The sequence below is a fragment of the Streptomyces sp. NPDC056600 genome (assembly GCF_042792855.1).
Lineage (GTDB): Bacteria > Actinomycetota > Actinomycetes > Streptomycetales > Streptomycetaceae > Streptomyces.
In genome coordinates this window covers 84974-97816 of record NZ_JBHTVQ010000004.1, presented here as the reverse complement: position 1 = coordinate 97816, position 12843 = coordinate 84974, and the positions used below count along the sequence as shown (strand labels likewise).

Annotated in this window: 11 protein-coding genes and 1 tRNA gene; 9 read left to right on the top strand and 3 right to left on the bottom strand. The window is 70.8% G+C overall.

All coding sequences use genetic code 11. The annotated features are described in order from the left end of the window. Window positions 1-83: 83 nt before the first annotated feature. From ACFRAV_RS03675 to ACFRAV_RS03645, 7 genes are all read left to right on the top strand, one after another. Window positions 84-929 carry a helix-turn-helix domain-containing protein gene (locus ACFRAV_RS03675; protein ID WP_382551316.1) on the top strand — a complete coding sequence of 282 codons (846 nt, stop codon included), beginning with the start codon at window positions 84-86 and terminating at the stop codon, window positions 927-929. Window positions 930-943: 14 nt separating this feature from the next. Further along, window positions 944-1016, top strand: a tRNA-Gln gene (locus tag ACFRAV_RS03670). Between the two features lie 130 nt (window positions 1017-1146). Then, window positions 1147-2589 carry a bifunctional UDP-N-acetylglucosamine diphosphorylase/glucosamine-1-phosphate N-acetyltransferase GlmU gene (glmU, locus tag ACFRAV_RS03665; protein WP_382551314.1) on the top strand — a complete coding sequence of 481 codons (1443 nt, stop codon included), beginning with the start codon at window positions 1147-1149 and terminating at the stop codon, window positions 2587-2589. A gap of 139 nt (window positions 2590-2728) precedes the next feature. Next, on the top strand, window positions 2729-3703 hold the full coding sequence (locus ACFRAV_RS03660) for a ribose-phosphate diphosphokinase (RefSeq protein WP_108951652.1): 975 nt from the start codon (window positions 2729-2731) through the stop codon (window positions 3701-3703). Between the two features lie 223 nt (window positions 3704-3926). Further along, window positions 3927-4541: a 50S ribosomal protein L25/general stress protein Ctc gene (locus ACFRAV_RS03655; RefSeq protein ID WP_382551312.1), complete on the top strand. Its 615-nt coding sequence runs from the start codon at window positions 3927-3929 to the stop codon at window positions 4539-4541. Window positions 4542-4688: 147 nt separating this feature from the next. Beyond that, window positions 4689-5285 carry an aminoacyl-tRNA hydrolase gene (gene pth / locus ACFRAV_RS03650; protein ID WP_382551311.1) on the top strand — a complete coding sequence of 199 codons (597 nt, stop codon included), beginning with the start codon at window positions 4689-4691 and terminating at the stop codon, window positions 5283-5285. 400 nt (window positions 5286-5685) lie between these two features. Then, window positions 5686-6543, top strand: coding sequence for a LuxR C-terminal-related transcriptional regulator (locus tag ACFRAV_RS03645; RefSeq protein WP_382551310.1), 858 nt, complete (start codon window positions 5686-5688; stop codon window positions 6541-6543). Here ACFRAV_RS03645 and ACFRAV_RS03640 read toward each other — a convergent pair. Next, window positions 6502-6999, bottom strand: coding sequence for a MarR family winged helix-turn-helix transcriptional regulator (locus ACFRAV_RS03640; protein ID WP_382551308.1), 498 nt, complete (start codon window positions 6997-6999; stop codon window positions 6502-6504). The two genes, ACFRAV_RS03645 and ACFRAV_RS03640, sit on opposite strands and share 42 nt — an antisense overlap. Window positions 7000-7100: 101 nt before the next feature. Here ACFRAV_RS03640 and ACFRAV_RS03635 point away from each other — a divergent pair, with 101 nt between their 5' ends. Then, window positions 7101-7904, top strand: a complete 804-nt coding sequence (locus tag ACFRAV_RS03635; RefSeq protein WP_382551306.1) for a trans-aconitate 2-methyltransferase — start codon at window positions 7101-7103, stop codon at window positions 7902-7904. Window positions 7905-7974: 70 nt separating this feature from the next. On the opposite strand, the gene ACFRAV_RS03630 is transcribed toward ACFRAV_RS03635, so the two are convergent. Continuing rightward, a complete protein-coding gene (locus tag ACFRAV_RS03630) occupies window positions 7975-8670 on the bottom strand; it encodes a TetR family transcriptional regulator (RefSeq protein ID WP_382551305.1) in 696 nt (231 codons plus the stop codon). Between the two features lie 7 nt (window positions 8671-8677). Further along, window positions 8678-9694, bottom strand: a complete 1017-nt coding sequence (locus tag ACFRAV_RS03625; RefSeq protein ID WP_382551304.1) for an acyl-CoA desaturase — start codon at window positions 9692-9694, stop codon at window positions 8678-8680. A gap of 308 nt (window positions 9695-10002) precedes the next feature. Here ACFRAV_RS03625 and ppc point away from each other — a divergent pair, with 308 nt between their 5' ends. Further along, window positions 10003-12735: a phosphoenolpyruvate carboxylase gene (gene ppc / locus ACFRAV_RS03620; protein ID WP_382551302.1), complete on the top strand. Its 2733-nt coding sequence runs from the start codon at window positions 10003-10005 to the stop codon at window positions 12733-12735. Window positions 12736-12843 lie beyond the last annotated feature (108 nt).

The window sequence follows — 12843 nt, the reverse complement described above, 5'->3', positions numbered from 1 at the left end:
GAACTCAAGGTAAAAAACGCTCGAACTGGTGAATCGATCAGGAAACCGTTCCGAACCCGCCCGGACAGGCGGAGAGTGAACCCATGGAACAGCACGAACCCCCACCCGACCTCCCGAACCAAGCCGTCGCCCTCCGCCGGCGAGGCCTCAGCACCCGCCAGATCCGCGAGGAACTAGGCATCAACAACTGGGACCTCCGCCCTCTCCTCGCGGGCGAGCCGCCCCCGGAGTGGACCAAGCGCCCCCGCGCCAAGGACGACCTCCGAGCACGCGCCCGCGAGCTCCGCGCCCAGGGCTGGACCTACAACCAGATCAAGGCCGAGCTCGGCTGCTCCAAGAGCTCCGTGTCCCTGTGGGTCAGGGACCTGCCGAGGCCGGAGCGGACACGCACCCGGGAAGAGGCGTCCGAGATCGGCCGACGCGGTTGGGAGCCGCGGCTCCGCGCACGGGAGGAGGAACGCCGGAGAACGAAGCAGGAGGCGCGCGAGAGCATCGGCGCCCTCTCGGACCGCGAGCTCTTCCTCATCGGGGTGGCCCTCTACTGGGCCGAGGGGGCGAAGGACAAGCCGTACGCGCGCCGCGAGTCCGTGCTGTTCGTCAACAGCGATCCCGGCGTGATGCACGTATTCCTGGCCTGGCTGCGGCTGCTGGGCGTGGAGCAGGAGCGCCTGCGGTTCCACGTCATGATCCACGAGACCGCGGACGTACGTGCCGCCGAGGAGTACTGGGCGGACCAGGTGGGCGTCGACCGCGGACTCTTCGGCAAGACGACGCTCAAGAAGCACAACCCCAGGACGGTGCGGCTGAACACCGGCAGCAGCTACCGGGGTTGCCTCGTCCTCTACGTCCGCCAGGGCGCCGAGCTGTACCGGCGCATCGAGGGCGCATGGAGCGGAATCGTGCAGCAGGCGCGGAGCACTCTCAGGTAAGCTCTGGGCGACTGTCCCCCGTGGTGTAACTGGCAACACACTGGCTTTTGGTGCCAGCAGTTCAAGGTTCGAATCCTTGCGGGGGAGCCGCAGAACATGAGCACCTTGTTTCGGGTCCTGACCGCGCTCGCGGTCGGGGCCCGTTCGCATGTGCTGGTCACCGACCCCCCGGTATCCTGCGAGGGTCCCACTCGTAATACAGCCGAAGGGCACCACCGTGAGCGCCATCCGCCCGGCCGCCGTCGTCGTACTCGCAGCGGGTGAGGGCACCCGCATGCGGTCCGCCACACCCAAGGTTCTGCACACCCTCTGCGGCCGGTCGCTGGTGGGCCACGTGCTCGCGGCCTCCCGGGAGCTGGAGCCGGAGAACCTGGTGGCGGTCGTCGGCCACGCCCGCGAGCAGGTGACGGCGCACCTCGGTGAGATCGACGCCGCCGTGCGCACCGCCGTGCAGGAGGAGCAGAACGGCACCGGTCACGCCGTCCGCATCGCGCTGGCGGAGCTGGGCGAGCAGAACGGCACCGTGGTGGTGGTCTGCGGCGACACCCCGCTGCTGCGCGGCGAGACGCTGCGCGCGCTGGCGCAGACGCACGCCGCCGACGGCAACGCGGTGACGGTGCTGACCGCGGAGGTCCCGGACGCGACGGGTTACGGCCGGATCGTCCGTGACGAGCAGGGCGCGGTGACGGGCATCGTGGAACACAAGGACGCCTCCCAGGCCCAGCGGGCGATCCGGGAGATCAACTCGGGCGTGTTCGCGTTCGACGGCCGGCTGCTCGCGGACGCGCTGGGCCGGCTGCGCACGGACAACAGCCAGGGCGAGGAGTACCTGACGGACGTCCTCGGCATCCTGCGCGCGGACGGTCACCGGGTCGGGGCGAGTGTGGCGGCGGACCACCGGGAGATCGCGGGCATCAACAACCGGGTGCAGCTCTCCGAGGCGCGGCGGATCCTGAACGAGCGGCTGCTGGAGCAGGCGATGCTGTCCGGCGTGACGGTGGTGGATCCGGCGTCGACGTACCTGGACGTGACGGTGACGTTCGGTCAGGACGCGCTGGTGCACCCGAACACGCAGCTGACGGGTTCGACGCATGTCGGCGAGGGCGCCGAGGTGGGTCCGAACAGCCGGCTGAACGACACCGAGGTGGGTCCGGGCGCGCGGCTGGACAACACGGTGGCGGACGGGGCGATCGTGGGGCCGGAGGCCTCGGTGGGTCCGTTCGCGTACCTGCGGCCCGGGACGCGGCTCGGTCTGCGGTCGAAGATCGGTACGTACGTGGAGACGAAGAAGGCGGAGATCGGTGAGGGGACGAAGGTTCCGCACCTGACCTACGTCGGTGACGCCACGATCGGTGATCACACGAACATCGGCGCGGCCAGTGTGTTCGTGAACTACGACGGCCAGGAGAAGCACCACACAACGATCGGGTCGCACTGCCGTACCGGTGCGGACAACATGTTTGTGGCTCCTGTCACTGTCGGGGACGGCGCGTACACCGCGGCGGGGTCGGTGGTGACCACGCCGGTGCCGCCCGGTGCGCTGGGCGTGGCCCGTGCCCAGCAGCGGAATATCGAGGGTTGGGTGGTCCGGAAGCGTCCCGGGAGCGCGGCGGCGAAGGCGGCCGAGGAGGCGTCCCGGCAGGCGGACGGCGAAGGCTGAGCGTGTTCAGGCCCGTCTGATCGGGCGTACCGTGATAAGTGCAGAAACCGCACCACCCCCCAGCCGGGCGGGCAGGCGCCGTCCGGCACTCTCCCCTGCTCCGCCCGCTGCGAGACCACACCTCTGAGGAGACAGTGCTGTGACCGGGATCAAGACGACCGGCCAGAAGAAGATGATGTTCTTCTCCGGCCGCGCCCACCCCGAGCTTGCCGAGGAGGTGGCGCACCAGCTGGGCGTCGAGGTCGTCCCGACCAAGGCGTTCGACTTCGCGAACGGTGAGATCTACGTCCGTTACCAGGAGTCGGCGCGTGGCGCGGACTGCTTCCTGATGCAGAGCCACACGGCCCCCATCAACAAGTGGGTCATGGAGCAGCTGATCATGATCGACGCGCTGAAGCGTGCGTCGGCGCGGTCGATCACGGTGATCGTCCCGTTCTACGGCTATGCCCGTCAGGACAAGAAGCACCGTGGGCGTGAGCCGATCTCGGCGCGTCTGATCGCGGACCTGATGAAGACGGCGGGTGCGGACCGGATCCTGACGGTCGACCTGCACACGGACCAGATCCAGGGCTTCTTCGACGGTCCGGTGGACCACCTGTTCGCTCTGCCGCTGCTGGCGGACTACGTGGGCGCGAAGGTGGACCGGGACAAGCTGACGGTGGTCTCGCCGGACGCCGGCCGGGTGCGGGTGGCGGACCGCTGGTGCGACCGTCTGGGTGCTCCGCTGGCGATCGTGCACAAGCGGCGTGACAAGGACGTGGCGAACCAGGTGACGGTCCACGAGGTCGTGGGCGAGGTCAAGGACCGGGTGTGCGTGCTGGTCGACGACATGATCGACACGGCGGGCACGATCTGCGCCGCGGCGGACGCGCTGTTCGCCCACGGTGCGGCGGACGTGATCGTGACGGCGACGCACGGTGTGCTGTCGGGTCCGGCGGCGGACCGTCTGAAGAATTCGCGGGTGAGCGAGTTCGTGCTGACGAACACGCTGCCGACGCCGGGTGAGCTGGAGCTGGACAAGATCACGGTGCTGTCGATCGCTCCGACGATCGCGTCCGCGGTGCGTGAGGTGTTCCAGGACGGTTCGGTGACGAGCCTGTTCGACGAGCAGTGAGGCGAGCGGCGGGCCGCGTGAGCGGGCTCCGCTAGATCGTTTTTGTGCGGCCTCCTTGGCCGAGTAGACTCTGGGAGTTGCTCGGCGAGGGAGGCCGTACTTCTGTGTACGGCGGTCCGTTATCGACGCGCTCTTCGTAGCAGGCCGATGTTTTGGCCGGGTGACCGATCCCGATCGCCGTACTCGTGTACGGCGGCCCGTTCCACTACGAGGAGTGTGAGCCATGTCCGAGGTGAAGCTTTCCGCCGAGACCCGCACCGAGTTCGGCAAGGGTGCGGCCCGTCGCATCCGCCGCGCGAACCAGGTTCCGGTCGTTCTGTACGGCCACGGCACCGAGCCGAAGCACCTGTCCCTGCCGGGTCACGAGCTGCTGCTGGCGCTGCGTACGCCGAACGTCCTGATTTCCCTGTCGATCGACGGCAAGGCCACCGAGCTGGCGATCCCGAAGTCGGTGCAGCGTGACCCGCTGCGTGGCTTCCTGGAGCACGTCGACCTGCTGCTGGTCAAGCGGGGCGAGAAGGTCTCCGTCGAGATCCCGGTCGTCACCGAGGGCGAGCTCGCCCCGGGTGCCGGTCTGGTCGAGCTGGTCCAGGCGTCGCTGACGGTCGAGGCCGAGGCCACCCACATCCCCGAGTCCGTCGTGGTCTCCATCGAGGGCCTCGAGGCGGGTGCGAGCGTCCTGGCGAAGGACGTCGAGCTGCCCAAGGGCTCGTCGCTCGCGGGTGACGCGGAGGCCGTCGTGCTGTCCGTGGTCGCGCCGCAGGCGGAGGAGTCGGCCGAGGAGGAGGCCGGCGAGGAGGCCGCCGCTCCCGAGGGCGACGTCGTCGACGAGGGCTGAGTTCTCGCGTAGTCGTGTCACCGGCCGCCGCTCCTTCGGGGGCGGCGGCCGGTGTCGTTTCCGTTCCAGGGCCTGTTTCGGGGGCCCGTTTCGAGGGTCTGTTTCCGGGGCCCGTTTCCAGGGTCTGTTTCCAGGGAGAGTGACGTGGTGTCGACCGACGCGAATGCCCCGTGGCTGGTGGTGGGGCTCGGCAATCCGGGGCCGGAGTACGCGATGAACCGGCACAACGTCGGCTTCATGGTGGCGGATCTGCTGGCCGGGCGGATGGGTGGCCGGTTCAAGCGGGCCGGCAAGGCGCAGGCCCAGGTGGTGGAGGGCCGGGTGGGGCCTCCGGGGCCGATGGGACGCCGGGTGGTGCTGGTGAAGCCGATGTCCTTCATGAACCTGTCCGGTGGTCCGGTGAACGCGCTGCGGGACTTCTACAAGGTGCCGCTGGCGCATGTGGTGGCGGTGCACGACGAGCTGGACATCGACCACGGGACGCTGCGGCTGAAGCTGGGCGGCGGTGACAACGGGCACAACGGTCTGAAGTCGATGACGAAGGCGATGGGTCCTGACTATCACCGGGTGCGGTTCGGGATCGGACGGCCGCCGGGGCGGATGCCGGTGGCGGACTTCGTGCTGAAGGACTTCTCGTCGGTGGAGCGCAAGGAGCTGGACTTCTTCGTGGACCGGGCGGCCGACGCGGTCGAGTCGCTGGTCCTGGAGGGTCTCGAGCGGGCGCAGAGCGCGTACAACTCCTGATCGGCCGGCTGTTTCCGCTCCTGCGGGGGTGCGGCTGGCGGGTGTGCGCCCCGGTGTGCCGTGCCCGCTCCCCCAGGTTCGGCGAATCCGCTTCCCGTCCCGGTCCCCGCCCGTACTCTGATGAGCAGCACCGGTGGGGGCCGGTGCCGTTCAGGGGGCGAGTCGGCCGGGTACGGCGTCCGGACCCGGTGGGCGGAGAGGCGTGCGGACGAGGGGCTCGGCGGCGGCCGGCCCGTTGTCGTCCGGTGCGGCTCGCTGTCGCCGGGACCCGGCGGCCTGGGTTTCGGTCCGGGCGTCGTGCCGGCATCGCCGATGGGCGCCGGCGCCGGGACGCGTTCCGGGGCGCCGGCGCCGCGGCGCGTGCCCCCGCACACTAGGCAGACGGGACGGGGTGGGTCGTATGGTCCGCGTTCGGGTGCTGGTCGTCGACGACCACCGCATCTTCGCCGAGTCGCTGGCCGCCGCCCTGGCGGCCGAGCCCGACGTGGACGTGTCCGCGGCGGGGAGCACGGTGGCGGCGCTGAGATGTCTGGAGCGGGCCGGGTCGGAGGGGCGGCGTTTCGACGTGCTGCTGGTCGACGCGGATCTGGGCGGCGGGCATCCGGGGGTGTCCGGTGCCGCGGGTGCGGGTTCGGGCTCTTCGGCGGGGGCCCGGTTGGCGTTGCCGTCGCAGGCTTCCGGGGGGCCGGCGGCCGCCGGTGCGGAGGGTGCGGGCCTGGTGGCGGGTGCGGGCCTGGTGGCGGGTGACGGGATCGCGCTGGTGGCGACGGTGCGGTCGGCGCATCCGGGCGTGCGGACGGTGGTGCTGGCGGAGAAGGACGATCCGCGGCGGGCCGCGCAGGCGTTGCAGGCGGGGGCGTCGGGCTGGGTGGCGAAGGACTGTTCGCTGTCGCGGCTGCTGACGGTGGTGCGGGGGGTGCTGCGGGACGAGACGCATCTGCCGCCGGCCCTGCTGACGGGAGTGCTGCGGGAGATGACCGCGGCGCGGCGGCACCGGACGGAGAGCGAGCGGCTGGTGGAGTCGCTGACGCCGCGTGAGCGTGAGGTGCTGCGCTGCATGGTGGCGGGGCTGGGCCGCAAGGCGGTGGCGGAGCGGCTGTTCCTGTCGCCGCACACGGTGCGCACGCACATGCAGAACGTGCTGGGGAAGCTGGGCGTGCACTCGACGCTGGCGGCGGTGGCGCTGGCGCGCCGGGCCGGGGTGGGGCCGGTGGACCTAGCCGGGGATGTTGTCGAACGGGGCGGTCAGCCGGCGTAGCAGGGTGGCGAGTTCGCCGCGTTCGCCGCGGGAGAGCTCGGACAGCAGGGCGCGTTCCTGGTCGAGGAGGCCGGCGAGGGCCAGGTCGGCGCGGTTCTTGCCCTCGTCGGTGAGGCGGACGAGGACGCCGCGGCGGTCGCTGGGGTCGGGGAGGCGTTCGACGAGGCTCTTCTTGGTGAGCCGGTCGATGCGGTTGGTCATCGTGCCGGAGGTGACCAGGGTCTGGGTGAGGAGCTGGCCCGGGGAGAGCTGGTAGGGGGCTCCGGCGCGGCGCAGCGCGGTGAGCACGTCGAACTCCCAGGGTTCGAGGTGGTGCTCGGAGAAGGCGAGCCGGCGGGCGCGGTCGAGGTGGCGGGCGAGCCGGCTGACCCGGCTGAGCACTTCGAGTGGTTCCACGTCGAGGTCCGGGCGCTCCCGGCGCCATGCTGCGACCAGCCGATCGACCTCGTCCTCCATGCGATCAGTGTAGTGGTTGTGTCGACGTGAAGTCTCTTGACGTCCAGTGTCTTGATATCGATTCTCTTGACGTCAAGATAACCGCCTGGTGCACTGGGGTCATGAACTGGGATGCCGAGCAGTACTTGCGTCATGCGGGCGACCGCGCACGGCCGTTCGTCGATCTGCTGGCCCGGGTGCCCGGGCTGCCCGGGTCCACGCCGCGGATCGCGGACCTGGGCTGCGGGCCGGGCAACACGACGGCGGCGCTGCTCGCGGGGAGGTGGCCCGGGGCGCGGATCACCGGGTACGACAACTCGCCCGCGATGCTGGAGCGGGCGGCCGCGCTGGCCGGTCCGACGGAGGGCGGGGGCTCGCTGGAGTTCGCCCACGCGGACCTCACGGAGTGGGAGCCCGGCGGGTCGTGGGACCTGATCGTCTCCAACGCGGCGCTGCACTGGGTGCCGGGGCACGTGGAGGCGCTGCCGGGGTGGGCGGGCGCGTTGCCGCCGGGCGGGGTGCTGGCGTTCCAGGTGCCGTACAACCTGGACGCGCCGGCGCACGCGCTGATGCGGGAGACGGCGCGGGGCCCGCGATGGGCGGAGCGGCTGGCGGGGGTGCTGCGGGGCACGGACTCGGTCGCCGATCCCGCCGTCTACCTGGACCTCTTCGCGCGGCTCGGGTTCGCGGTGGACGTCTGGGAGACGACGTACCTGCACGTGCTGCCCGGCGAGGACGCGGTGCTGGACTGGGTGTCGGGCACGGGGCTGCGGCCCGCGCTGGCGGCGCTGTCCGGCGACCCCGAGGCGCGGGACGCGTTCGTCGCCGAGTACGGGGCGCGGCTGCGGGATGCCTACCCGCGCCGCCCGTACGGCACGGTCCTGCCTTTCCGCCGCCTGTTCTGCGTGGCGGTGGCCCCGGCCTAGCCACGGGACCTGAGCGCTCGAGCGGCGGCAGCCCTTCCGGGCGGAGGGCACGGGCCCGGAAGGGCCCGGGTCAGGACTTGCGGTGGCCGATCAGCTTCGGCTTCTGCTCGAGGCCGTCGAGGCCGTGCCAGGCGAGGTTGACGAGGTGCGCGGCGACCTCCGCCTTCTTGGGGCGGCGGACGTCGAGCCACCACTGCCCGGTGAGGGCGACCATGCCCACCAGCGCCTGCGCGTACAGCGGCGCCAGCTTCGGGTCGAACCCCCGGCTCTTGAACTCCCGCCCGAGGATGTCCTCGACCTGCGTCGCGATGTCGGAGATCAGCGAGGCGAAGGTCCCGGTGGACTGCGGGATCGGTGAGTCCCGCACCAGGATGCGGAAGCCGTCGGTGCACTCCTCGATGTAGTCGAGGAGGGCGAACGCCGCCTGTTCGCACAGCTCCCGCGGGTGACCGGCCGTCAGTGAGCTGGTCACCATGTCGAGCAGCCGCCGCATCTCACGGTCGACGACCACCGCGTAGAGCCCTTCCTTGCCGCCGAAGTGCTCGTAGACCACCGGCTTGGAGACCCCGGCCTTGGCCGCGATCTCCTCCACGGAGGTCCCCTCGAAGCCCTTCGCGGCGAAGAGGGTGCGTCCGATCTCCAGCAGCTGCTGGCGTCGCTCCGCTCCCGTCATCCGGGTGCGGCGCGTGCGCCTCGGCGGTTTGCCGTCGCGCGTCTCGTCGCGGGTCCGGTCGTCGTCGCTGGAGCTGCTGGAGTCGGTCACCACATGACAATCATGCCGCGTCGGCCGTGGCGCGCTCCCGGCGGGACCGGCGGGCGTCGGGATCACGCCGCGCGGCGAGCCGCTCCTCGGAGGGCCAGCGGACGTCGTAGGCCCAGCCGAGCTGCTCGAACCAGCGGATGAACCGCGCCGAGGAGTCGATCTGCCCCTTGAACACGCCGTGGCGGGCGGAGGTGGGGTCGGCGTGGTGCAGGTTGTGCCAGGACTCGCCGCAGGACAGGACGGCCAGCCACCACACGTTGCCGGAGCGGTCCCGGGACTTGAAGGGGCGCTTGCCGGTGGCGTGGCAGATGGAGTTGATGGACCAGGTCACGTGGTGGAGCAGGGCGACCCGGACGAGGGAGCCCCAGAAGAACGCGGTGAAGGCGCCCCACCAGGACATGGTGACCAGGCCGCCGACGATCGGCGGGATGGCCAGGGACAGGATGGTCCAGCCGATGAACTGGCGGGAGATGGCGCGCAGCGCCGGGTCCTTGATCAGGTCGGGCGCGTACTTGTCCTGCGGGGTGCGCTCCTCGTCGAACATCCAGCCGATGTGGGCCCACCAGAGGCCCTTGATCAGGGCGGGGACGCTCTCGCCGTAGCGCCACGGCGAGTGCGGGTCGCCCTCGGCGTCGGAGAACTTGTGGTGGCGGCGGTGGTCGGCCACCCAGCGGACCAGCGGGCCCTCGACGGCCATGGAGCCCATGATGGCGAGGAAGAGCTTCAGCGGGCGCTTGGCCTTGAACGAGCCGTGCGTGAAGTGACGGTGGTATCCGATGGTCACACCGTGGCAGCCCCAGTAGTAGAAGAAGACCATCAGGCCCAGGTCGAGCCAGCTCACCCCCCAGCCCCAGGCCAGCGGCACGGCCGCCAGCAGGGCCGCGAACGGCACGATGATGAAGAGGAGCAGGGCGATCTGTTCGATCGAGCGCTTCTGCTCGCCACCGAGGGTGGCGCTGGGCAGAGGCTTTCCGGCGGCGTCTACGTCCCGCGAGTCTTCGTCGAGCACGTCGGAGCTGGTCGTCATCGGCATCCCTCGAGTGGTGGAGAAGGGCAGGCAAGGGGCGGGGTGACGGAGTTCCGCGGGTGTCCCACTTCCTACGGTTCCGTAACCTACGGCATCGTAAGTATGGCAGCGCCGTGTCTCACAGCAAGAGCCGTTCACCCGCGTGTGGCCGTGGCTGCCTATCCTTGGAACCGGTCGGACAGCGCGGTCCGCTCCTCTATTCAGTCTCTTCCCGGACGAACCGAGCCCGAAAGCCGTGAACGGCCGCACGGGTGGTGCGTCCGGGTGCCCTGCCAGACAGAGCTTCACCGTTGCAAGGAGCCGCACCTGTGAGCAGTGTCGACGACCGGACCACCACCACGAGCAGCGAACTTCGGAGCGACATCCGCCGTCTGGGCGACCTTCTGGGTCAGACCCTGGTCCGGCAGGAAGGTCCTGAGCTGCTGGATCTCGTGGAGAAGGTCCGCAGACTGACCCGGGAGGACGGCGAGGCCGCGGCCGAGCTGCTCCGGGGCACCGAGCTGAAGACGGCCGCCAAGCTGGTACGCGCCTTCTCCACCTACTTTCATCTCGCGAACGTCACCGAGCAGGTGCACCGGGGGCGCGAACTGAGGGCGCGGCGCGCGGCGGAAGGCAGCCAGCTGGCCCGTACGGCGGACCGGCTGAAGGACGCGGACCCCGCACACCTGCGGGAGACCGTGCGCAACCTGAACATCCGCCCGGTGTTCACGGCGCACCCGACGGAGGCCGCGCGCCGCTCCGTGCTGAACAAGCTGCGGCGCATCGCTCACCTGCTGGAGACGCCGGTGATCGAGGCGGACCGCCGTCGTCACGACACCCGGCTGGCCGAGAACATCGACCTGGTGTGGCAGACGGACGAGCTGCGGGTGGTGCGTCCGGAGCCGGCCGACGAGGCCCGCAACGCGATCTACTACCTGGACGAGCTGCACGCCGGCGCGGTCGGCGACGTGCTGGAGGACCTGACCGCCGAGCTGGAGCGGATCGGCGTCGAGCTGCCGGACGAGACGCGGCCGCTGACCTTCGGCACCTGGATCGGCGGCGACCGGGACGGCAACCCGAACGTCACCCCTCAGGTGACGTGGGACGTGCTGATCCTGCAGCACGAGCACGGCATCAACGACGCGCTGGAGATGATCGACGAGCTCCGCGGGTTCCTCTCCAACTCGATCCGCTACACCGGCGCCACCGAGGAGCTGCTGGAGTCGCTGGGGCAGGACCTGGAGGTCCTGCACGAGATCAGCCCGCGCTACAAGCGGCTGAATGCCGAGGAGCCGTACCGGCTGAAGGCGACCTGCATCCGGCAGAAGCTGCTCAACACCAAGGAGCGGCTGGCGAAGGGCACGGCGCACCGGCCGGGCCGCGACTACCTCGGCACCGCGCAGCTGCTGGCGGACCTGGTGCTGATCCAGACGTCGCTGCGCGAGCACCGGGCCGGGCTGTTCGCGGACGGCCGGATGGACCGCACGATCCGCACGCTGTCGGCGTTCGGTCTCCAGCTGGCCACCATGGACGTGCGGGAGCACGCCGACGCCCACCACCACGCGCTGGGCCAGCTGTTCGACCGTCTGGGCGAGGAGTCCTGGCGGTACGCGGACATGCCGCGGGACTACCGGACGCGGCTGCTGGCCAAGGAGCTGCGCTCGCGCCGCCCGCTGGCGCCGAGCCCGGCCCCGCTGGACAAGGCGGGCACGAAGACGCTGGGCACCTTCGACACGATCAAGCGCGCGCTCGACGTCTTCGGGCCCGAGGTCATCGAGTCGTACATCATCTCGATGTGCCAGGGCGCGGACGACGTCTTCGCTGCGGCGGTGCTGGCCCGTGAGGCGGGACTGCTCGACCTGCACGCCGGCTGGGCGAAGATCGGCATCGTGCCGCTGCTGGAGACGACGGACGAGCTCAAGGCCGCGGACACCATCCTCGACGACATGCTCTCCGACCCGTCCTACCGGCGCCTGGTGGCGCTGCGGGGCGACGTGCAGGAGGTCATGCTCGGCTACTCGGACTCCTCGAAGTTCGGCGGCATCACCACCAGCCAGTGGGAGATCCACCGCGCCCAGCGGCGGCTGCGTGACGTGGCGCACCGGCACGGGGTGCGGCTGCGGCTGTTCCACGGCCGGGGCGGCACGGTCGGCCGTGGCGGCGGCCCGTCGCACGACGCGGTGCTGGCGCAGCCGTGGGGCACGCTGGAGGGCGAGATCAAGGTGACCGAGCAGGGCGAGGTCATCTCCGACAAGTACCTGGTGCCGTCGCTGGCGCGCGAGAACCTCGAGCTGACGGTGGCGGCGACGCTGCAGGCCTCGGCGCTGCACACCGCGCCGCGGCAGTCGGTGGAGGCGCTGGCCCGCTGGGACGCGGCGATGGAGGTCGTCTCCGACGCCGCCCATGTGGCGTACCGCGAGCTGGTGGAGGACCCGGACCTGCCGGCGTACTTCTTCGCCTCCACCCCGGTGGACCAGCTGGCCGACCTGCACCTGGGATCGCGGCCCTCGCGCCGGCCGGACGCGGGCGGCGGCCTGGACTCGCTGCGGGCGATCCCGTGGGTGTTCGGCTGGACGCAGTCCCGGCAGATCGTGCCGGGCTGGTTCGGCGTGGGTTCCGGTCTGAAGGCGCTGCGCGAGGCGGGGCTGGACCCGGTCCTGGCGGAGATGCACCAGGAGTGGCACTTCTTCCGGAACTTCATCTCCAACGTCGAGATGACGCTGGCGAAGACGGACCTGCGGATCGCGTCGCTGTACGTCGACAACCTGGTGCCCGACGAGCTGAAGCACGTCTTCGACGCGATCAAGGCGGAGCACGAGCTCACGGTCGCGGAGGTCCTGAAGGTCACCGGTGAGACGGAGCTGCTGGACGCGAACCCGGTGCTGAAGCAGACCTTCGCGATCCGCGACGCCTACCTGGACCCGATCTCCTACCTCCAGGTGATGCTGCTGAAGCGGCAGCGCGACGAGGCGGCGGCCGGCCAGGAGGTCGACCCGCTGCTGTCGCGGGCGCTGCTGCTGACCGTCAACGGTGTGGCCGCGGGCCTGCGCAACACCGGCTGACCCGCCCCGCGGACGCCACGGCGCCCCCTCCCCGCGACTGCGGGGAGGGGGCGCCCTCGTGTGCGGCGACGGACACGTCACCGCGCGCGGGGCGGCGTCACGCGACCC